General features: G+C 69.6%; 20 protein-coding genes. 13 read left to right on the forward strand and 7 right to left on the reverse strand.

Annotated elements, in window-relative coordinates; all coding sequences use genetic code 11:
* Positions 1-91 precede the first annotated feature (91 nt).
* Entirely contained in the window at positions 92-922 is an 831-nt protein-coding gene (locus tag RC2_RS04760; protein WP_068152792.1) for a methyltransferase domain-containing protein, read from the forward strand.
* A 24-nt stretch (positions 923-946) separates the two neighbouring features.
* Here the strand turns inward: RC2_RS04760 and glgA are convergent, their stop codons facing one another.
* On the reverse strand, positions 947-2113 hold the full coding sequence (glgA, locus tag RC2_RS04765) for a glycogen synthase (RefSeq protein ID WP_068152793.1): 1167 nt from the start codon (positions 2111-2113) through the stop codon (positions 947-949).
* Positions 2114-2190: 77 nt separating this feature from the next.
* On the opposite strand from glgA, the gene glgC reads away from it, so the two are divergent.
* Positions 2191-3405 (forward strand): glucose-1-phosphate adenylyltransferase, encoded by a 1215-nt coding sequence (gene glgC, locus RC2_RS04770; protein ID WP_068152796.1) that lies wholly within the window; start codon positions 2191-2193, stop codon positions 3403-3405.
* Between the two features lie 16 nt (positions 3406-3421).
* Here glgC and RC2_RS04775 read toward each other — a convergent pair whose 3' ends face one another.
* On the reverse strand, positions 3422-4102 hold the full coding sequence (locus RC2_RS04775; protein ID WP_371828717.1) for an O-methyltransferase: 681 nt from the start codon (positions 4100-4102) through the stop codon (positions 3422-3424).
* 259 nt (positions 4103-4361) lie between these two features.
* Here RC2_RS04775 and sigE point away from each other — a divergent pair, with 259 nt between their 5' ends.
* The 5 genes from sigE to RC2_RS04800 all read left to right on the forward strand — a co-directional run bounded on the left by sigE (position 4362) and on the right by RC2_RS04800 (position 9386).
* Complete coding sequence (gene sigE / locus RC2_RS04780) at positions 4362-5018, forward strand: RNA polymerase sigma factor SigE (RefSeq protein WP_068152799.1); 657 nt, start codon at positions 4362-4364, stop codon at positions 5016-5018.
* Positions 5019-5100: 82 nt separating this feature from the next.
* Positions 5101-5439 carry a hypothetical protein gene (locus RC2_RS04785; RefSeq protein WP_068152802.1) on the forward strand — a complete coding sequence of 113 codons (339 nt, stop codon included), beginning with the start codon at positions 5101-5103 and terminating at the stop codon, positions 5437-5439.
* A gap of 9 nt (positions 5440-5448) precedes the next feature.
* Positions 5449-6918 carry a S1C family serine protease gene (locus RC2_RS04790; RefSeq protein WP_068152807.1) on the forward strand — a complete coding sequence of 490 codons (1470 nt, stop codon included), beginning with the start codon at positions 5449-5451 and terminating at the stop codon, positions 6916-6918.
* A gap of 28 nt (positions 6919-6946) precedes the next feature.
* Positions 6947-7375, forward strand: a complete 429-nt coding sequence (gene tatB / locus RC2_RS04795; RefSeq protein WP_068152810.1) for a Sec-independent protein translocase protein TatB — start codon at positions 6947-6949, stop codon at positions 7373-7375.
* 112 nt (positions 7376-7487) lie between these two features.
* Positions 7488-9386: an HNH endonuclease signature motif containing protein gene (locus RC2_RS04800; protein ID WP_169846839.1), complete on the forward strand. Its 1899-nt coding sequence runs from the start codon at positions 7488-7490 to the stop codon at positions 9384-9386.
* A 6-nt stretch (positions 9387-9392) separates the two neighbouring features.
* Here the strand turns inward: RC2_RS04800 and RC2_RS04805 are convergent, their stop codons facing one another.
* The 5 genes from RC2_RS04805 to RC2_RS04825 form a co-directional block, all read right to left on the reverse strand.
* Positions 9393-10529, reverse strand: a complete 1137-nt coding sequence (locus tag RC2_RS04805) for an Mrp/NBP35 family ATP-binding protein (protein ID WP_072681100.1) — start codon at positions 10527-10529, stop codon at positions 9393-9395.
* 19 nt (positions 10530-10548) lie between these two features.
* The gene (locus RC2_RS04810; protein WP_068152205.1) at positions 10549-11397 is read right to left on the reverse strand and encodes a lytic transglycosylase domain-containing protein; all 849 of its coding nucleotides are present in this window, start codon (positions 11395-11397) and stop codon (positions 10549-10551) included.
* A 110-nt stretch (positions 11398-11507) separates the two neighbouring features.
* Complete coding sequence (locus RC2_RS04815) at positions 11508-12587, reverse strand: lytic transglycosylase domain-containing protein (protein WP_245810959.1); 1080 nt, start codon at positions 12585-12587, stop codon at positions 11508-11510.
* A gap of 84 nt (positions 12588-12671) precedes the next feature.
* A complete protein-coding gene (locus tag RC2_RS04820) occupies positions 12672-13244 on the reverse strand; it encodes a DUF1003 domain-containing protein (protein ID WP_068152210.1) in 573 nt (190 codons plus the stop codon).
* Entirely contained in the window at positions 13237-14514 is a 1278-nt protein-coding gene (locus RC2_RS04825; protein ID WP_068152213.1) for a magnesium transporter MgtE N-terminal domain-containing protein, read from the reverse strand. Before RC2_RS04825 ends, RC2_RS04820 begins: the two co-directional genes overlap by 8 nt.
* A 58-nt stretch (positions 14515-14572) precedes the next feature.
* Between RC2_RS04825 and RC2_RS04830 the strand changes: the two genes are divergently transcribed.
* The 6 genes from RC2_RS04830 (at position 14573) to RC2_RS04855 (ending at position 20546) form a co-directional block, all read left to right on the forward strand.
* Positions 14573-15553, forward strand: coding sequence for an HpcH/HpaI aldolase/citrate lyase family protein (locus tag RC2_RS04830; RefSeq protein WP_072681102.1), 981 nt, complete (start codon positions 14573-14575; stop codon positions 15551-15553).
* Positions 15554-15557: 4 nt separating this feature from the next.
* The gene (locus tag RC2_RS04835; RefSeq protein WP_068152216.1) at positions 15558-16049 is read left to right on the forward strand and encodes a YflT domain-containing protein; all 492 of its coding nucleotides are present in this window, start codon (positions 15558-15560) and stop codon (positions 16047-16049) included.
* Between the two features lie 183 nt (positions 16050-16232).
* Complete coding sequence (locus tag RC2_RS04840) at positions 16233-17606, forward strand: extracellular solute-binding protein (protein ID WP_174552288.1); 1374 nt, start codon at positions 16233-16235, stop codon at positions 17604-17606.
* Positions 17603-18544 carry a carbohydrate ABC transporter permease gene (locus RC2_RS04845; protein WP_068152228.1) on the forward strand — a complete coding sequence of 314 codons (942 nt, stop codon included), beginning with the start codon at positions 17603-17605 and terminating at the stop codon, positions 18542-18544. Before RC2_RS04840 ends, RC2_RS04845 begins: the two co-directional genes overlap by 4 nt.
* 3 nt (positions 18545-18547) lie before the next feature.
* Positions 18548-19378, forward strand: a complete 831-nt coding sequence (locus RC2_RS04850) for a carbohydrate ABC transporter permease (protein WP_068152231.1) — start codon at positions 18548-18550, stop codon at positions 19376-19378.
* 4 nt (positions 19379-19382) lie between these two features.
* A complete protein-coding gene (locus tag RC2_RS04855; protein ID WP_068152234.1) occupies positions 19383-20546 on the forward strand; it encodes an ABC transporter ATP-binding protein in 1164 nt (387 codons plus the stop codon).
* Positions 20547-20562: the final 16 nt, after the last annotated feature.

Below are 20562 nucleotides of genomic sequence, written 5' to 3' on the forward strand. Positions count from 1 at the left end.
TTCCGGCGGGGCTGTCGCCGTCCCGGGGGCCGTCGTCGTCCCGGGTTCCACCCTCACAGGGCCCGTCACGAGCGGAGAAGAGGCTGCACCGATGATCGACGAGGCCGTGGCCCTGCTGGCCTGCCCGCACTGCGGCGCGGGCCTCGACGCCGATCCGCCGACGCTGCTGTGCGAGAGCGGGCACACCTTCGACGTCGCGCGAGGCGGACACGTGAGCCTGCTGTCCGGCGGTGGCGGCAAGTTCACCGGCGACAGCACGGACATGGTGGCCGCCCGGGATCGGTTCCTCGGCTCGGGCCGCTACGACTCGATCATGGACGCCGTCGCGGACGTCGCGGACGGCCACCGAATCCTCGACGTCGGGGTCGGGACGGGTCACTATCTCGCGCGCGTCCTCGACGCCGTCGGCGAGAGTGCGGTGGGGGTCGGCGTCGACGTGTCCAAGGCGGCCGCGCGGCGGGCCGCCCGAGCGCATCCGCGGGCCGCATCCGTCGTCGCCGACGTGTGGACGGCGCTCCCCGTGCGCACGGGCGTGATCGACACGGCGCTGTCCATCTTCTCCCCGCGCAACGTGCCCGAACTGGCGCGGGTGCTGGCTCCGGGCGGTCGACTGGTGGTGGTCACTCCCACCGAGCGGCACCTCGGGGAGTTGGTGACGGCGCTGGACCTGATCCGCGTGGACGAGAACAAGACGCGTCGACTCGGCGACTCCCTCGCGGGCACCTTCGACCGGATCGATCGACGCGCGGTCGGCTACACCATGTCCCTGACCCCGGAGGACGTCGGCGCCGTCGTCGGCATGGGCCCGTCGGCGCGCCACGTCACCCCCGCCGAGTTGGCGGCCCGCGTGACGGCCCTCCCGACCCCGATCGAGGTCACCGTGGCCGTCACCGTCTCGGTCTACCGACCCGCGGCCGAATGATCTGTCGGCCTGCGGCCGAGTGAGCTATCGGCCTGCGGCCGTGTAGACCTCCAGCGTCTGCTGCGCGATCGACTCCCACGCGAACTCGGCCACCGCTCGCTCGCGGCCCGCGACGCCGTAGGCCCGGTTGCGCTCCTCGTCCGCCACCAGGGCGTTGACGGCCGCCGCGAGGTCGGCCTCGAAGGCGCCGGTGTCGGCGGCGTCGTAGTGCACCAGGGTTCCGGTGCGGCCGTCGGCGACCACCTCGGGGATGCCGCCGACGTCGGACGCGACCACGGCCGTCTCGCACGCCATCGCCTCGAGATTGACGATGCCGAGCGGCTCGTACACCGACGGACAGACGAACACCGCGGCGGCGGTGAGGATCTGGCGGATCTGCTCCGTCGGCAACATCTCGCGCACCCAGAAGACGTTGCCGCGCTTCTCCGAGAGCTCGGCCACGGCGCGCTCGGTCTCGACGGCGATCTCGGGGGTGTCGGGTGCGCCGGCGCAGAGCACCAGCTGGATCGACGGGTCGAACGCGTGGGCGGCGGCGACCAGATGCCCGACGCCCTTCTGTCGGGTGATGCGGCCGACGAACGCGACGATCGGCCGGTCGGTCCGGACGCCGAGGGCCGTCAGGGCGGGCTCGTCGCTCGCCTCGGGAGGGCCGGGGTGCCACACGGCGGTGTCGATCCCGTTGCGCACCACGTGGATTCGGGCGGGGTCGAGGCGGGGGTAGCAGTCCAGCACGTCGGCCTTCATCCCGTCGCTCACCGCGATGACGGCATCGGCGTACTCGACGGCGTTGCGTTCGGACCACGACGAGACGCGGTACCCACCGCCGAGTTGCTCGGCCTTCCAGGGGCGGCGGGGTTCGAGCGAGTGCGCGGTGAGCACGTGCGGGATGCCGTGGAGTTCCGCCGCCAGGTGACCGGCGAGCCCGGTGTACCACGTGTGCGAGTGGGCGACGTCCGCGTCGGCGGCGGCCGCGGCCATGCGCAGCCCGCTCGACAGGGTGGTCAGTGCCGGGTTTGCATCGGCCAGCGCCGGATCGGGGGAGTGGACGATCGCGGTGTCGCGCGGTGCGCCCGTGCAGTGGACGTCGACCTCGCAGAGGTCGCGCAGGCGTCGGACCAATTCGGTGACGTGCACACCGGCGCCGCCGTAGATCTCCGGGGGATATTCCTTGGTCATCATCGCGACGCGCATGAGAGAAACGTAACGCGTCGGCGTCCATTCGATCCATATCCGGCGCTGCTCCGTCACAACCCGATAGGTTGGTACTCGTGAGGACCCAGCCGCATGTACTCGGAATCGTGCTCGCCGGCGGCGAGGGCAAACGGCTCTTCCCGATGACGGCGGACCGCGCGAAACCCGCGGTGCCGTTCGGCGGCGCCTACCGCCTCATCGACTTCGTGCTGAGCAACCTGGTCAACGCCGGGTATCTGCGATTGTGCGTGCTGACGCAGTACAAGTCGCACTCGCTCGACCGGCACATCTCCCAGACGTGGCGTCTGTCCGGATTCGGCGGCGAGTACATCACCCCGGTGCCGGCGCAGCAGCGTCTCGGGCCGCGGTGGTACACCGGCAGCGCGGACGCGATCTTCCAGTCGCTCAACCTGGTGTACGACGAGGACCCCGAATACATCGTCGTGTTCGGTGCGGACCACGTCTACCGCATGGACCCGGAGCAGATGGTGCAGCAGCACATCGATTCCGGAGCCGGGGTGACCGTCGCCGGCATCCGCGTGCCGCGCAGCGAGGCAACGGCTTTCGGATGCATCGACAGCGACGCGGCGGGCAACATCACCGAGTTCCTCGAGAAGCCGGCCGATCCGCCGGGCACGCCGGACGACCCGGACAGCACGTTCGCCTCGATGGGCAACTACGTCTTCACCACGAAGGTGCTCGTGGACGCCATCAAGGCCGACGCGGAGAACACCGACTCCGACCACGACATGGGCGGCGACATCATCCCCGCGTTGGTCGCCGCCGGTATGGCGTCGGTGTACGACTTCAAGGACAACGTCGTTCCCGGGGCGACCGAACGGGACAAGGGATACTGGCGCGACGTCGGCACCATCGACGCCTTCTACGACGCCCACATGGACCTGGTGTCGGTGCACCCCGTCTTCAATCTCTACAACAAGCGATGGCCGATTCGCGGGACGGCCGAGAACCTCCCGCCCGCCAAGTTCGTCCAGGGCGGCCTGGCGCAGGAGTCCATCGTCGGCGCCGGGAGCATCCTGTCCGCCGCGACGGTCCGCAACTCCGTCCTGAGCTCGTCGGTAATGATCGACGCCGGAGCCACGGTCGAGGGCAGCGTCATCATGCCGGGCGTCCGCATCGGTCGGAACGCCGTGGTGCGCAACGCCATCCTCGACAAGAACGTCGTGGTGAACCCCGGCGAGATCATCGGCGTGGATCGCGATCGCGACAAGGAGCGGTTCACCGTCTCGGCCGGCGGTGTCGTCGCCGTCGGCAAGGGCGTCTGGATCTAGACCCGATCCCGGCCCGTCACTCGGGCAGGCGCGAGGCGCAGAGCAGACCGTCTCCGATGGGCAGGACGACGGCGGTGAGCGCCTCGTTCTCGGCGATCGCCCGCGCCGCGGCCCGGACCGCCACGGTGGCCTCGTCGCGCGCGGCCGCATCGGCCACCCGACCGCCCAGCAACGCGTTGTGCAGGACGAGCGCTCCGCCGGGACGCAGCATGCGCACGCCCTCGGTCATGATGCCGACGTGGTCCCGCGGCGTGGCGTCGACGAAGACGAGGTCGTAGGACGCGTCGGCGAGGCGGGGGAGGACGTCCATCGCCCGACCGTTGATCAGCCGCGTCCGCGACGGGGCGATTCCGCCGGCTCGGAACGATTCCCGCGCCGCGCGCTGGTGCTCGGGCTCGCTGTCGATGGTGGTCAGGACGCCGTCGGCACGCATCCCGTCGAGCAGCCACAGTCCGCTGACTCCGGCGCCGGTGCCGACCTCCACCACCGTGCGAGCCCCGGACAGTTGCGCGATCATGCTCAGCGCGGCGCCGACTGACGGCGGGACCGGGGCCGCGCCGAGATCGACGGCGCGCTCGCGGGCGGCCACCAGCACGTCGTCCTCGACGACGGAGTTCTCGGCGTAGGTCAGCATCGTCGCGGCGTCGACAGTCACAGCGCAGACAGTAGCGAACGAGCACGGGGCTTCGGCCGTCATGCCGAGGAACCGGGCGCGGCCCGCCGGGACGGCGCGGTCCGGACTCTCAGGGGGAGCTCAGCTTTATCACACGGGCCGCACACCCGCGGCGGTCATGCTTCTTCTACGCGAGTTCGCCGGAACGCACGCACGGCGTCGGCCGCGGGAGAAACGGGTACGGGAACAATCGGATGCCAGTCCGAGTTGTCCGCATCACCGAATCACCCCTGAGCCGACGGCCGATCGTCGATCCCCCGACCAGGAGGACCCAGAGGATCACATGAACCCGATTGCCCGCGAACACGCCGCCGAGACCGCGTCCGACCACTCCGTGCCCCAGAACGCCTCGTTCGATACTCCGCTGTCCGGAACCGCGGTCTTCGACGCCACCGGGGACGCTACGTCCATGCCGTCCTGGGACGAGTTGGTCCGCGAGCACGGCGACCGGGTCTATCGCCTCGCCTACCGGCTCTCGGGCAACGCGCAGGACGCCGAGGACCTCACCCAGGACACTTTCATCCGGGTGTTCCGCTCTCTGCAGAACTATCAGCCCGGCACGTTCGAGGGCTGGCTGCACCGCATCACCACCAACCTCTTCCTGGACATGGTGCGCCGCCGGAGCCGCATCCGGATGGAAGCCCTGCCCGAGGACTACGAGCGGGTGCCGTCGGATCGGCCGGATCCCGAGCAGATCTACCACGACGCCCGCCTCGACCCCGACCTGCAGGCCGCCCTCGATTCGCTGGCGCCGGAGTTCCGCGCGGCTATCGTCCTGTGCGACATCGAAGGACTGTCGTACGAGGAGATCGGCGCGACCCTCGGCGTCAAGCTCGGCACGGTCCGCAGCCGCATCCACCGGGGTCGGCAGGCGCTGCGAGACCACCTCGCCGCCACCCGCACCGAGAACGGTGCGCGTGCCGGGTCGCGCGGGAACTGATCGGGCCCGCCGTCCGTTCAGTATCTTCGTAAGGGAGCGTCACCACACCGGCAGTCACCGCGCACAGCAGTGGAGGAGAACCATGACTCGCGAGCGTCGTCAGTTCAACCCCACCGATCACCTCGCCAGCGAGGCCGTGGCGGCCTACGTCGACGGTGAGCTGCGGATGAACGCATACCTGCGCGCCGCCCACCATGTGTCGCAATGCCCCGACTGCGCGGCGGAAGTGGATGCGCAGCAGCAGGCGCGCATCGCGCTCCGTTCGTCCGAGCAGGTGACCATGCCGAGTTCGCTCATGGGTCTTCTCCACCAGATACCCGACCGTCACCCCTGCACTCCCGGCGACAGCCGCCCCGGCGCCCTGCCGTCGTTCCGTGGGGGGATCGCGTCCGGCCTGTCCGGCCGATTCCGGCGACGGTAGCCTGCGCGAGTGGAGCCTGACGGAACGGACGCCCCGGCCGAGGGGACCGACGCCGAGCGTCGGTTGCCGCCGCGCCCCCTCTATCGACCCGTCGTCGATCCCCACACGTCGCGCGCATTCGGTCGGCCCGACGGTGTCGACGGCTCGTTCCCGGTGCCCGCGGATCGCACCTCGGCGGATCTGCGGTCGTCGCCACCACCCGACCCGATGCTCGCCGAGGCGTTCGGTCGTCCGCCGGGGGCGACCGAGTCCCTGATGCGGGAGCCGGACGACGGCGATCCGGTCGACGAGGTGCCCGCACCGGTCGATCCCTGGCGTGACCCGGCCGCACCGGTGACCTCGGTGGCCCCGGCCGCGGTGACCCCCGATCCCGTCCCCCTGGCGCCGGGGGAGAAGCTGGGTGTCCGGGACGTACTGTTCGGTCGCCGTGTCGGCGCACGCGCGCTCGCCGCCCTCGCCGCGGTGGCGCTGGTCATCGGCCTGCTGGGCGGTGTGGTGGGCACCGTCGCCGCTGATCTCGGGGGATCGCTGACCAGTTCACGCGTGACTCTCGCGCAGGAAGGGAGCGACCTTCCTCCGGGTCAGGTCGCTCGGGTGGCCGAGGCCGTGCTGCCGTCGGTGGTGTCGGTGCAGGAGACGTTCGGGGAGAACGCCGGCACCGGGTCCGGCGTCGTCGTCGACGGCGCCGGGTACATCGTCACCAACAATCACGTGGTCTCGATGGCCGCCACCAATCCGGACGCCACCCTGTCGGTCACCTTCTCCGACGGAACCAAGGTGCCGGCGCGCATCGTCGGCCGTGACACCAAGACCGACCTCGCCGTCCTCTCGACCGACGTCACCGGACTCACCGTCGCGCAGCTGGGTCGCTCCGAGGACGTCCAGGTGGGCGACGACGTCGTCGCGGTCGGATCGCCGTTGGGTCTGAGCAAGACCGTCACCCGAGGAATCGTGAGCGCGCTCGATCGACCGGTGCGGCTCTCCGGCGAGGGGACCGACACCGACGCGGTCATCGACGCCGTGCAGACCGACGCCGCCATCAACCCGGGCAACTCCGGAGGCCCGCTCATCGATGCCGAGGGACGGGTCATCGGTATCAACTCCGCGATCCGCAGCGAGAGCGGTGGGTCCGTCGGGCTGGGGTTCGCGATCCCGATCGACGACGTCACCGAGGTGGTGCAGTCGCTCATCCGCACCGGGTCGATGATCCATCCCGACATCGGGGTCACGGCGCGCACCGTCGTCAACGACGCTCTCAGCGGTGCCCGGGTGGCCAACGTGACGGCCGGCGGGCCGGCGCAGCAGGCGGGCATCGTCGAGGGCGACGTCATCGTGCGAGTGGGGAACCGGTCCGTCTCCGGCGCCGACGAGCTCGTGGTGGCCGTGCAGGAGCAGCAGATCGGCCAGTCCATCCCGGTGCAGGTGGTGCGATCGGGTCGCACCGTGGACATCACCGTCACGCCCACGTCGGACGCATGACCGTGGCTCTGCCCCGTAGGCTGTAGCGGTGTTCGCGAACATCGGTTGGGGCGAGATGCTCGTCCTCCTCATCGCCGCACTCGTCGTCCTCGGGCCCGAGCGTCTGCCCGGTGCCGTCACCTGGGTGACCAAGTCGCTGCGGCAGGTGCGTGACTACGCGTCCGGCGCCAGTGCTCAGCTGAAGAACGAGTTGGGAACCGATTTCGACGACCTGCGCAAGCCTCTCGCGGACCTCAATCAGCTCCGGAAGATGACCCCGCGTGCCGTGGTGACCAAGCACCTCCTCGACGGTGACGACTCGATCTTCACCGGCAACTTCGACAAGCCCGGCGGGGGAACGGCCGCCACCGGATCGCAGTCCGCGTCTCCGTCGTCGCGTCCGTCGTTGTCGAAGGATCCCGCGCGCGACTCCCTGGCCGGCAACGAGCGACCCCCGATCGACCCCGACGCCACGTAGATCGCGCCGCCACCTGATTCCCCGGCCGCCGCCGAATCCGTGCGTGCGTGTCATGGAGTCTGTCGGTGGGTGCCGGTACGCTCGAACATACGAGCGACTGGGGGTCGGCAGTATGGCTGCAGTGCAGGTGGGGGCACGGACTACGGCGACGCCGTGGGCTGCATTGGATCACGCCGCGTTGGGTCTGCCCGCCACCACCGACCTTCCGTCTCCGCAGGCGCTGGACGCTCTGGTGCACGCGGCTGCCGGGGTGTCCTACCTGAAGTGGTTCGAATATCAGCTCGCCGCCGCCATGCACGCCGAACTGGTGGAGCCGTTCGAGGACGAGGACCGGCGTGAGCTCGACGCGTTCACTCGCTGCGCCGCGACGATCGCGACGACGATGTCGATCACCCCGTTCGCCGCCCGGACCCTGCTCACCGACGCCGTCGCCCTCCGCGACCGGCTACCCCTGGTCGCACGGTGCCTACGGGACGGGATCGTCACCCCGCACCACATCCGCACCATCGTCTCCCGCACCGAGTTGATCGAGGGTCAGTGCTACGCGGCGTTGGTCGACGCCGACATCGCCGCCGCGTTGCGTAAACCCGGGTCGTGGTCGCCGGCGCGGATGGAGATCATGGTCGACACGATGGTGCACCGCCGCGACCCCGACGCCGTCCGCGCCCGCCGCGAGGCAGCGAAGCGGAACCGGGCGTTCACCGTCGAGACCGGGCGGGACGGGATGGCCACGACGACGGACACCCGGCCCGCCGAGGACACTGCCCTCGCCGCCGCCGCGGTCCACCGCCTCGCGGCGCAGGTGTGCCCGAAGGACACCCGGTCGAAGGCCGCGCGGGCATCGGATGCGCATTACGCGTTGCTCACCCGGACCGAATTCGGCTGCGACTGCGACCGCCCGATCACCGACTGCCGCTACAAGAATGTCGACGTCGGTACGTTCGCGGCGACGGCGCCGCGGATCGTGATCCACCTGGTCACCGACACCACCACCCTCACCGGCCCCGTCCGCGCCCCGGAATCCGAGCGGGTCTGCAGGTCGCCGCAGCACCTGCCGCGACCCGACACCGAACCCACCCCTGCGGCCCAGCCCGATGCGACGGAACCGGTTTCGACAGATTCCGTTGCGGTGGAACCGGGTGCAGCAGAATCGGTCGCAGCAGGACCGGGTGCAGCAGAACCTGTTGCAGCAGAACCGACTGCAGCACGACCTGTCGCAGCGGATCCGTCCGGCACAGCGATACTGGCCGACGCCGCCGCGGACCCAATTTTCACCAAGTCACCGGCGGTCGACGAGTCCTCGGAGGGCCCGCACGGATGCGACGAGCCCCTCGGTCTCGACACCGTCGACGGTGTCGGATTTCTCGCCGGCATCGGCATCATCTCCGGCGCCCACGTCCGCGACCTCGCCGCCGACCCCCGAACCGTCATCCGCCCCCTCGGGGACGGCACCGACACCCCACTCCCGGCCACGCAACCATCGAACCCGTACCGCCCCTCCGCCGCACTCGATGCCTATGTGCGGGCGCGGGACCAGTTCTGCACCTGGCCCGGCTGCAACCGACCGGCGTGGGAGGCAGACCTCGACCACATCACCGAATACGACCACCACGACCCCACCCGCGGCGGCACGACGTCGGCCGGCGGGTTGGGAGCGAAGTGCCGGTTCCATCACCTACTGAAGACGTTCGGGGATTTCGTCGACGACCAGTACCCCGACCCGAATAATCCGAGCCGACTGATTCGCACCATCACCATCCCCGGCGGACGCACCGTCCTCGGCCCCGCGTTCACGGGCCACGACGTCCACCCCGGACTCGACATGATCGTCTTCGGCGCCCCACCCGACCCGTCAACGGCCCGGCCATCGAGACCGGTCCTCACCGAACGCCTCCGACCCGCCCCACGCACCGAGCAGAAACACGCCCGCCGACGACAGGAACGCAACCGCAACCGACTCCGCAACGCGATGAAGCTCCACCCACCCGACGACACCCCGCCCCCGTTCTGAGAGGGGTCAGAGGTGACGCGTGGTGTCGATGCCGAGGCTCATGCCGGCCAGCCCACGACTGCGAACGGACAGCTTCTCTGCGACCTCGGTGAGGGCACGAGCGGCCGGAGTCTCCGGGGCGCCGAGGACGATCGGTACGCCCTCGTCCCCGCCCTCGCGCACTGCGGTGTCCAAGGGGATCTGCCCGAGCAGCGGAACCTTCGCGCCGACGGCGGTGGTGAGGCGGTCGGCCACGGCCTGCCCGCCACCGGTGCCGAAGACGTCCATGCGCGTGCCGTCGGGCAGCTCGAGCCAGGACATGTTCTCCACGACACCGACCACTCGCTGGCGGGTCTGCAGGGCAATGGCGCCCGCACGCTCGGCCACCTCGGCTGCCGCCTGCTGCGGGGTGGTGACCACGAGGATCTCCGCGCCGGGGATGAGCTGCGCCACCGAGATCGCGACGTCACCGGTGCCCGGCGGCAGGTCCAGCAGCAGGATGTCGAGATCGCCCCAGAACACGTCGGCGAGGAACTGCTGCAGTGCACGGTGCAGCATGGGGCCTCGCCACACGACCGGAGTGTTGCCCTGGGTGAACTGGGCGATCGAGATCATCTTCACCTCGTGCGCCACGGGCGGCATGATCATCCGCTCGACCTGCGTCGGGCGCGCATCGGTTCCGAGCATGCGGGGCACCGAGTGGCCGTAGATGTCCGCGTCGAGCACTCCGACGGACAAGCCCTTCGCAGCCATCGCCGCCGCGAGATTGACGGTGACGGAGGACTTTCCGACTCCGCCCTTCCCCGAGGCGACCGCGTAGACGCGTGTCAGCGAACCCGGCTGGGCGAACGGAATGACCGGCTCCGCCGAATCGCCGCGCAACGACTTCCGCAGTTCGGTGCGCTGCTCGTCGTTCATCACGTCGAGCTCGACGCGGATCTCGCCGACGCCGGCGACGTCGGCGACGGCGGTCCGCACTCGATCGCTGATCTCGGTCTTCATCGGGCAGCCGGCGGTGGTGAGGTAGATGCCGACGTCGACCGACCCGTCGTCACCGACAGCGACGCTCTTGACCATGCCGAGTTCGGTGATGGGCTTGCGAATCTCGGGGTCGTTCACACGCGCGAGCGCGCTGCGGACGTCCGATTCGATGACTGCGGGCATGACCCGATGGTATGCGTGACTAGTGGATGCGAGGCAGGTCGCCCTCGGCCGGAGCGATTCCGGTGGAGTAGGCGACGGACCACGCCACCACGTTGGCGACGTACGCCATCGAGTTGTTGTAGCGCAGGACGGCCTGCGTGACCTGGACGGGATCGGCCATGTTCAGGCCCCCGTCGCAGAGATACTTCCCGGTGGTGGCAGCGCTGTCGAAGAGATTCTGCGGGTCTGCCTTGCCGTCGCCGTTGCCGTCGGTGGCGTACCGCTTCCACGTCTCGGGCAGGAACTGCATGGGTCCGACCGCCCGGTCGTAGACAGGGTCACCGTCGAGCGCGCCGCCGTCGGTGTCGTAGATCACGTTGTTGCCGGCCAGGCTGCCGTCGAGACGCGGTCCGAGGATGGGTTCGAGCAAGGTGCCGTCCGGGGCGACCTTGCCGTCGTTGGCGTGAGTCGACTCGACGCGGCCGATGCCGGCGAGGAGGGACCAGGACATGTTGCACCCCGGAAGCGTCTCGTGCAGGAGCCGCTCCGCGTTGCGGTAGGCCTCGACGTTGACGGCCGGCACGCCCAGCGGGGATGCGACGACGCTCTCCGGCAACGCGGGGCCGGGATCGACGACGGGTGCAGGCGCGGGCTCGGGCGCCGGCGGCGGTGTCTCCGAGCTGGTGGGGGCGGCGATCGGAGTGGCCTCGATGCGGCTCGCGTCCAACGGCACCTCGTGGGATGCGGCGCGAGTCTGCAGGAACGGGATGTCGGCGCCGGCCGCGTAACTGCTGGCGACGGCAATGCCGCCGGCGGGGAGCAGGCCGGTCAACGCGATCACCGAATTCCTGCGTAGTGCGGAAGTCGATTTCTTGCGATGCCGACCCACTGATGTACCTCCTCGCCGCTCACCGGACTCGTGATCCGCGAGCGACTGCTCCGACGTGTAACTGCCGGGAGCGAGGGTACCGTATCCGTTGCCGTTCTGTTATCCGGCCGTTATGGAGTGGGTGCGGTGCTGTCCGTGACGGGCGGTGCGGTCGCGGCCTCGGCGGGCGGAGCCGGTGGGCAGAGCAGGCACGGGATGACCGGAAGCTCGAACGTGGGCAGCGGCGGCAACCCCTCGATCCCGAACGCCGGCGGCGCCGTGGTGGTGGCAGGAGTCAAGGTCGTCGGCAGCGCGCTCGTCGTGGTCGGGTCGGTACCCGGCGCGACGTCGGCGGCTCCGGGCGCGGCCGCGGCGATCGCGAGCGCGTCCACCGGCGACGGGATCGGCGTCGCGTCCCCGATGCGTCCGGGAACCGGGCTGGCACCGCCGGAGTAGGCGGCCGACCAGGACAGCACGTTCGCGGTGTACGCGGCCGAGTTGTTGTAGCGCATGACGGCCGCCGTCGCGTCGGCGGCCTTGGTCATGTCGAGGCCGCCCGAACACAGATACTTGCCCGCGGCCGCGGCGGCGTCGAACACGTTGTTGGGGTCGGCCTTGCCGTCGTCGTTGCCGTCGGTGGCGTAGCCCGCCCACGTCGACGGGATGAACTGCATCGGTCCGACGGCGCGATCGTGCGTCGAATTGCCGTCCAGCGCACCGCCGTCCGAGTCGGTGATGACCGCGTCGGCTGCAGACCGGCCGTCGAGGGGCGGTCCGAGGATCGGCGTCAGGGTGGTGCCGGCGACATCGGTGCGGCCACCGCCCGCGTGACCGGACTCGATGCGGCCGATGGCGGCGAGCAGGTGCCACGGAAGCTTGCATCCGGGCGTCGTGACCGCCGTGCGGGCCTCGGCGGCGCGGTACGCCTGAAGAACGAGTTCCGGAATGCCGAGGGCTCCGACCAGAATGTTCGGCGCCGGTGCCCCGGCCGCCGTCACCGGAGCGCCGGCGGCTGCGGCCGGAGCCGGGGAACGGAACGTGGTCGCCGACCGCTCGGGCGGGTCGACGAGGCCCACGGCGGTGTCGCGCGAGGGCACGGGTGCTGCGGCGACGACAGCCGTCGGGGGTGCCGCGAAGCGGTTCGCGGAGCTGGGCGTGGCCGCACCGGCCGCCACGGTGACCGCTCCGAGCAGGAGCACGGACGCACTCACGACGCCGCCGACTCGCATACGCACCAACCCCCACCGATCACCGTGCGCGCGTTCGGCAGGACCCGATGCGCACTGTGACCGAGGTTACCGTCGCGTGTCCTCGCTGTGGTCGAAACGAGTCTGTTCGTCCGGTTCCTCGACACGACGTCGCGACTTCTTGCGCGGGCGATCGTCCGCGAGCGACGGATCGGCGAGCACGGCCTTGAGATCGTCGAGCTCGCGACGGAGATAGTCGCGCGTGGCCACCTCGCCCACGGCGATTCGGAGGGCCGCCAGCTCGCGAGCGAGGAACTCGGTGTCCGCCTTGGTCTGCGCGGCGCGGGCGCGGTCCTCCTCGAGCGAGACACGGTCGCGGTCGTCCTGTCGGTTCTGCGCGAGCAGGATCAGCGGCGCGGCGTACGCGGCCTGCGTCGAGAACGCCAGATTCAACAGGATGAACGGATACGGATCCCATTGGAGGCTGAGCGCGAAGACGTTCAGCAGAATCCAGACCACCACGATGATGGTCTGGATCGCCAGGTACCGGCCCGTGCCGAGGAACCGTGCGACGTTCTCGCCCGTCCGACCGATCGCGTCGACGTCGATGTCCACCCGGAATCGGCGAGAACCGCGCGGGGTGTCCAGCCGCTGCCGCGCGGAGATGCCCCCGTCAGTCATGGCCCACGTGCTCCTGTTCGCGCCAGTCGTCCGGCAGTAGATGGTCGAGGACGTCGTCGACGGTCACGGCGCCGATGAGGTGCTCCTGTTCGTCGACCACCGGACCGCAGACGAGGTTGTACGCGGCGAAGTAGCGAGTCACCGCGCCCAGGCCGTCGTCGGGAGACAGGCTCGAGAGCGTGGTGTCGATGACCCCGCCGACCAAGGATGCCGGGGGTTCTCGCAGCAGCTGTTGCAGATGCACGCACCCGAGATAGCGGCCGGTGGGCGTCGCGGTGGGCGGACGGACCACGAAGACCAACGACGCGAGGGCGGGCGTCAGGTCCGGATTGCGCACGCGGGCGAGTGCCTCGGCCACCGTCGCCGAGGCGTTGAGCACCACCGGCTCCGGGGTCATGAGACCGCCGGCGGTGTCGGGGGAGTGCTCGAGCAGCCGTCGGACCGGCTCGGAGTCCTGCGGATCCATCAGTCGCAGCAGCGCTTCGGCCTCGGGTTCGGGCAGCTCGCCCAGGAGATCGGCCGCGTCGTCCGGATCCATGGCCTCGAGGACGTCGGCCGCGCGGCCGGGCTCGAGGGTCTGCACCAGATCGATCTGATCGTCGTCGGGCATCTCCTGGATGACGTCCGCGAGCCGCTGGTCGTCGAGCGCGAACGCGACCTCGAGGCGCCGCTTCTCCGGCAGGTCGCGGATCGCGTCCGCCACGTCCGCCGGCCGCAACCCGTCGAACTGGGCGAGAAGCTGCGAGACGCCCTGGCCCGGCTGGGACAGGTCCATCTGCGTCAGCCCCTGGACGTTCTGCCAGTCGATGACGTGCATGCTGCCGCGTCGGCCCAGGCGTGTCCGGTGCGGTCGGACCGCGACGCGCGAGACCACCCAGTCGCGCGAGCGGGTCTGCTCGATCCCCAGATCGACGACGACGGCGTCCACGCCGTGCAGGTCCTCGGCGTCCGGATCGTCGGTGCGCACCTTCGAGTCCAGGACCTGGGCGAGAGCGAGGACCTCGCCGGTGCGTTGCGTGAAGCGCCGCATACTGACGTTCCCCGTGGTCAGCGTGACCGACGTCGGTTCGATCGCGGTGACGCGCAGCATGGGCACGAAAATCTTTCGCCGGGTGGCCAGCTCCACCACCAGGCCCAGGACACGCGGCTGTTGTCGGCCGATGCGCACGGTGATCACGATGTCGCGGACACGACCGATCGACTCACCGTCGGGTCCGAGCACCACCAGACCCGCGAGTCGAGCAGCGAACACCTTGTTCACAGCAGCCATGGAACGCAAGAGTAGACGGACCGTCCGACCTGCCCGACGGGTGACTAGGGTCGGCGCCGTGACCCTTCCCTCCGACCGGTCGACGCTGCTCCGGCGGTCCGTCCTGGCCGTACCCGGCAGCAACCCGTCGATGATGAGCAAGGCGCGCGGTCTGCCCGCCGACGCGGTGTTCCTCGATCTCGAGGATGCGGTGGCGCCGGCGGCCAAGGTCGCGGCGCGCGCCTCGGTGGTGGAGGCCCTGCGTGCCGACGACTGGGGGTCGCAGCGCCGGATGGTGCGCGTCAACGACTGGACCACCGCGCACACCCTGCGGGACCTGACCGACGTGGTCGGACCCGCGGGCGGTCGGGTCGAGGTGATCGTGCTGCCGAAGGTCCGCTCGGCCGGCGAGGTGCAGGCCGTGGACCTGATCCTCACCCAACTCGAGCGCGAACACGACCTGCCCGTCGGGGCCATCGGCATCGACGCCCAGATCGAGGACGCGCGCGGACTCCTGCACGTCGACGCGATCGCCGGCGCGTCCCCGCGGGTCGAGGCGTTGGTCTTCGGCCCCGGCGACTTCATGGCGGACATCGGCATGCGCACTCTCACCGTGGGTGCGCAGCCGCCGGGCCTCGCGCACGGCGACGCCTATCACCACGTCCTGATGTCCATCCTCGTCGCGGCGCGCTCGCACGGGATCGCCGCCGTCGACGGGCCGTGGGTCCAGGTGCGCGATGCGGAGGGCTTCGCGGCCTCGGCACGGCACGCGGCGGCTCTCGGCTACGACGGCAAGTGGGTGCTGCACCCGACCCAGATCGCCGCCGCCAACGAGATCTTCGCGCCGCGGCAGGACGATTTCGACCGTGCGGTGGCGATCGTGGAGGCGTACGCGCGACACCTCTCGGCCGAGGGTGGGCATCGCGGTGCGGTCATGGTCGGCGACGAGATGGTCGACGAGGCCGGCCACCGCATCGCCCGGGCGGTCGCCGCGGCGGGGCGGGCCGCAGGGATGTCGGTCACGGCCGAGGGCACGCCCGACGCTGACCGGGCACAATGACGGTATGACGAATCCTCTGTCGCAGCCGGGTCGGCCCGGTCAGGGACTGCCCACACCGCCGTCGGGATGGCCCATCGGGTCCTACCCCACGTACGCCGAGGCGCAGCGCGCCGTCGACTACCTGTCCGATCAGGAGTTCTCGGTCCAGGACGTCACGATCGTCGGTGTGGACCTGATGCAGGTCGAGCGCGTCATCGGCCGACTCACCTGGCCGAAAGTCATTGGTGGGGGCATTCTCTCGGGTGCCTGGCTGGGCGTGTTCCTCGGTCTGATCCTGGCGATCATCACCAACACGAACTACGTCAGCGCCCTGCTCGTCGGCGTCCTCGGCGGCGTGGTGTTCGGCCTGATCTCGGCCTCCATCCCGTACGCCGCGACGAAGGGTCAGCGCGACTTCGCCTCGACCATGCAGTTGGTCGCCGGTCGGTACGACGTCCTCTGCGAGCCGAAGACCGCCGAGAAGGCGCGGGATCTGTTGGCGCGACTGGCCATTTGACGGTCGGGGCGGCCCGCCCCGACGGTCCGTGTACCGAATGGGTCACGGACTTGTTCCAAGCCCCGATTTTCCGTGCTGCTGTGGACTAGGTTCCCCTTCGCAGGGAATGCGTGTCCAACGAAGCACACGCTGCGGAGTCGGGGCCCCGTCCGGTGCCTTCCTTCTGCGGCAGAGGAGGCGGTCGTGCCGAAGAGGTACAGGGCGAGGAAACTCGCGGCGACGAGCGCCGCGGTGGTGGTGGCAGGCGGGCTGTTGGCGGGGTGTGGATCCTCGGACGACGGCGTCGTTCTCAGCTTCTACACCGCGGCCGACGGCGCCGAACAGTACGCCGCGGCAGCGCAGGCGTGCACCGAGCAGTCCGGCGGTCGGTATCGCGTGCAGCAGATGACGCTGCCCAAGAGCGCGAACGATCAACGGCTGCAGTTGGCCCGGCGACTGGCCGGCAACGATCGCTCCCTCGATCTGATGACGCTCGACGTGGTGTGGACCGCGGAGTTCGCCGAGGCGGGGTGGGCTCTGCCCGTGCCCGACGATCTGTCGGCGAAGCTGCAGGACGGATCGGTGCTCGAGGGCCCGCTGGAGACGGCGCGGTGGTTGGACCCGGCGACCGGTGAGCGCACCAAGCTCTTCGCCGTTCCGCTGAACTCCAACACCCAGTTGCTGTGGTACCGGCCGGATCTCGTGCCGAACGGTCAGCCGCCCGCCACGTGGGACGACCTCATCGCCGTCGCCGGCGAGAACGCCGCGGCCGGCAAGCCCGCCGCGCTCGGTGTGCAGGCGAAGCAGTACGAGGGCTTCATGGTGTGGTTCAACACCCTCCTCGAGAGTGCCGGCGGTCAGGTGGTCGCCGAGGACGGCGTCACCCAGAACCTCAACGACACCCCCGAGCACCGGGCCGCGACCGAGAAGGCGCTGTCGATCATCAAGGCGGTCGCCACCGCGCCCGGCGCCGACCCGTCGGTCTCGCAGAGCGACGAGGGCACCGCTCGCCTCGGGGTCGAGGCCGGGAGCATGTTCGCCGAGGTCAACTACCCCTTCGTGCTCCCCGGTCTGAAGGAGAACGCCGCCGCCGGCGGCGTGTCCTTCCTCGACCTGTCGTCGGTGCCGGCGGATCAGCAGGACGCCGCGGTGAACGAGGTCTTCCGTAGCGCGCCGTACCCGGCTGTGCTCCCGGACAAGGACGCCGAGGTGACCATCGGTGGGTTCAACATCGGTGTCGCGAAGACCACGGAGCATCCCGACGAGGCGTGGGACGCGGTGGAGTGCTTGACCAACCGCGAGAACCAGCGCAACAACGCCGTCGAGGGCGGCGTGCCCCCGGTGATTCGCGAGCTCTACGACGATCCGGACTTCCAGGCCGCCTACCCGGCGTGGGAGGGCGTGCTCGACTCGATCAACAAGGCGGCCGTGCGGCCGGTGTCGCCTGCCTACCAGGCGATCTCGATCCTCTTGACCGACGCGATGCATCCGCCGCAGTCCATCGACCCGGTGGGTGACGTCGATCGTCTCGCCGACCTGGTGACGCAGGCCGTGAACTCGGAAGGGCTGATCCCGTGACCGCTACCGCCGACACCGCGCGGCCGCACAAGCACTCCAAGAAGGCCGAGGAGGCACGCTCGGAGGGCAAGAAGGCCGAGCGGCGACTGGGACTGCTGCTGGTGGCGCCCGCCGCCATCATGATGCTGGCGGTCACTGCCTACCCGATCATCTACGCGTTCTGGTTGTCCCTGCAGAAGTACAACCTGGCGTTCCCCGACGAGCGCGAATTCGTGGGTCTGTCCAACTACGCCGCCGTGCTCACCGACGGCTACTGGTGGACGGCGTTCACCATCACCGTGGTCATCACGGTCATCTCGGTGGCCATCGAGTTCGTGCTCGGTCTCGCGGTCGCTCTGATCATGCACCGCACCATCTTCGGGCGCGGACTGGTCCGCACCGTGGTGTTGATCCCGTACGGCATCGTGACCGTGGCCGCGGCCTACAGCTGGTACTACGCCTGGACGCCCGAGACGGGCTACCTGGCCAACCTGCTGCCCGACGGCAGTGCGCCGCTCACGCAACAGATTCCGTCGCTCGCCATCGTGGTCCTGGCCGAGGTGTGGAAGACCACCCCGTTCATGGCGCTGCTGCTCCTGGCAGGACTCGCCTTGGTCCCGGACGACCTGCTCAAGGCCGCCCAGGTCGACGGGGCCGGAGCGTGGACCCGGTTGGTGCGCATCATCATTCCGCTGATGAAGCCGGCCATTCTGGTGGCGCTGCTGTTCCGCACGCTGGACGCGTTCCGCATCTTCGACAACATCTACGTGCTCACCCGAGGCAGCAATCAGACGGGGTCGGTCTCGATCCTGGGCTACAACAACCTGTTCGGGGCGTTCAACCTCGGACTCGGGTCGGCGATCAGCGTGTTGATCTTCTTCTGCGTCGCGATCATCGCCTTCGTCTTCATCAAACTGTTCGGGGCCTCCGCACCCGGCTCGGACACGGAAGGGCGCTGACCCATGGCCGCAACCACCAAGACGAAAGCCGGCTGGTCCATCGTCAACCTGCTGGTCCTGCTGTACGCGTTGATTCCGTTGGTGTGGATCATCTCGCTGTCCTTCAAGCCGGTGGCGAACATCGCGGACGGCAAGTTCATCCCCACCACTTGGACGCTGGACAACTACAAGGGCATCTTCCAGACCTCGCAGTTCACCAGCGCCCTGATCAACTCCATCGGTATCGGACTGATCACCACGGCGATCGCCGTCGTCATCGGCACCATGGCCGCCTACGCGGTCGCGCGCCTGGACTTCCCCGGCAAGAAGCTGCTGGTGGGGTCGGCTCTGCTGATCGCGATGTTCCCCCAGATCTCGCTGGTGACACCGCTGTTCGACATCGAGCGCGCGCTCGGACTGTTCGACACGTGGCCCGGCCTGATCCTGCCGTACATCACGTTCGCCCTGCCGCTGGCGATCTACACGCTCTCGGCGTTCTTCCGGGAAATTCCGTGGGAGCTCGAGAAGGCGGCCAAGATGGACGGCGCGACCCCGGGTCAGGCGTTCCGCAAGGTCATCGCACCGCTGGCCGCGCCCGGCATCGTCACCGCCGCCATCCTCGTGTTCATCTTCGCCTGGAACGACCTGCTGCTGGCCATCTCCCTCACGGCCACCGAGCGCTCGGTCACCGTGCCGGCAGCCATCTCTCAGTTCACCGGCAGTTCCCAGTTCGAGGAACCGACGGGATCCATTGCCGCTGCCGCAGTGGTCATCACGATCCCGATCATCATCTTCGTGCTCTTCTTCCAACGTCGTATCGTGGCGGGCCTGACGTCCGGCGCAGTGAAGGGATAGACCCATGGCCGAAATCGTTCTCGACAAGGTGACCAAGCTGTACCCGGACGGCGCCGCTGCGGTCAGCGACGTCGACATCACGATCGCCGACGGGGAGTTCATCATCCTCGTCGGACCGTCGGGATGCGGAAAGTCCACGACTCTCAACATGATCGCCGGACTGGAGGACATCTCCAGTGGTGAGCTGCGGATCGCGGGGGAGCGTGTCAACGAGCGCGCACCCAAGGACCGGGACATCGCGATGGTGTTCCAGTCCTACGCGCTGTACCCGCACATGACGGTGCGCGACAACATCGCGTTCCCGCTCACGCTCGCGAAGATGAGCAAGTCGGAGATCAACCAGAAGGTCGAGGAGGCCGCGAAGATCCTCGACCTCGGTCAGCATCTGGACCGCAAGCCCTCCAACCTCTCCGGCGGTCAGCGTCAGCGCGTGGCCATGGGGCGCGCGATCGTCCGCAGCCCCAAGGCCTTCCTCATGGACGAGCCGCTGTCCAATCTCGACGCCAAGCTGCGTGTGCAGATGCGCACCGAGATCGCGCAGCTGCAGAACCGGCTGGGCACCACCACCGTCTACGTCACCCACGACCAGACCGAGGCCATGACCCTCGGCGACCGGGTCGTGGTCCTGCGCGGCGGTCTGGTGCAGCAGATCGGCTCGCCGCAGGAGCTCTACGACCGCCCCCGCAATCTGTTCGTCGCCGGCTTCATCGGCTCGCCGTCGATGAACTTCCTCCCCGGCACGCTCACCGACGCCGGGGTGCGCACCCCGCTCGGCGACATCGCGCTGGACGGCGAAGCGCGCCAGAAGGTGGCGGGCAAGAACGCGAAGGGCGAGGTGGTCGTCGGTATCCGGCCCGAGCACCTCGAGGACGCCGCACTGATGGAGTCCTACCAGCGCATCGACGGCAGCACGTTCTCCGCGCGCGTCGACGTGCTCGAGTCGATGGGGTCGGACAAGTACGTCTACTTCTCCGCCGAGGGCCCCGGCGTCAGCTCGCGCGAGCTCGACGAGCTCGCCGCGGACGCCGGCACGGACGTCACCGGTCAGCTCGTCGCCCGGGTGGCCGCCGAGTCGCGGGCCCGCATCGGCGAGAAGATCGACCTCTGGTTCGACCCGCGCCGCGTGCAGGTCTTCGACACCGAGTCCGGGGCCAACCTGACGCTCTGATCGATCGAACCAGGAC

The sequence above is a fragment of the Rhodococcoides corynebacterioides NBRC 14404 genome, assembly GCF_001894765.1.
GTDB classification, from domain to species: Bacteria; Actinomycetota; Actinomycetes; order Mycobacteriales; family Mycobacteriaceae; genus Rhodococcoides; species Rhodococcoides corynebacterioides.

What these genes read in the sequence shown, in the direction of transcription:
- RC2_RS04760 (WP_068152792.1), top strand. Translation starts at nt 92, where the DNA reads ATGATCGACGAGGCCGTGGCCCTGCTGGCCTGCCCGCACTGCGGCGCG.
- glgA (WP_068152793.1), bottom strand. Translation starts at nt 2,113, where the DNA reads ATGCGCGTCGCGATGATGACCAAGGAATATCCCCCGGAGATCTACGGC.
- RC2_RS04775 (WP_371828717.1), bottom strand. Translation starts at nt 4,102, where the DNA reads ATGACGGCCGAAGCCCCGTGCTCGTTCGCTACTGTCTGCGCTGTGACT.
- sigE (WP_068152799.1), top strand. Translation starts at nt 4,362, where the DNA reads ATGAACCCGATTGCCCGCGAACACGCCGCCGAGACCGCGTCCGACCAC.
- RC2_RS04785 (WP_068152802.1), top strand. Translation starts at nt 5,101, where the DNA reads ATGACTCGCGAGCGTCGTCAGTTCAACCCCACCGATCACCTCGCCAGC.
- RC2_RS04800 (WP_169846839.1), top strand. Translation starts at nt 7,488, where the DNA reads ATGGCTGCAGTGCAGGTGGGGGCACGGACTACGGCGACGCCGTGGGCT.
- RC2_RS04805 (WP_072681100.1), bottom strand. Translation starts at nt 10,529, where the DNA reads ATGCCCGCAGTCATCGAATCGGACGTCCGCAGCGCGCTCGCGCGTGTG.
- RC2_RS04820 (WP_068152210.1), bottom strand. Translation starts at nt 13,244, where the DNA reads ATGACTGACGGGGGCATCTCCGCGCGGCAGCGGCTGGACACCCCGCGC.
- RC2_RS04825 (WP_068152213.1), bottom strand. Translation starts at nt 14,514, where the DNA reads ATGGCTGCTGTGAACAAGGTGTTCGCTGCTCGACTCGCGGGTCTGGTG.
- RC2_RS04835 (WP_068152216.1), top strand. Translation starts at nt 15,558, where the DNA reads ATGACGAATCCTCTGTCGCAGCCGGGTCGGCCCGGTCAGGGACTGCCC.
- RC2_RS04850 (WP_068152231.1), top strand. Translation starts at nt 18,548, where the DNA reads ATGGCCGCAACCACCAAGACGAAAGCCGGCTGGTCCATCGTCAACCTG.
- RC2_RS04855 (WP_068152234.1), top strand. Translation starts at nt 19,383, where the DNA reads ATGGCCGAAATCGTTCTCGACAAGGTGACCAAGCTGTACCCGGACGGC.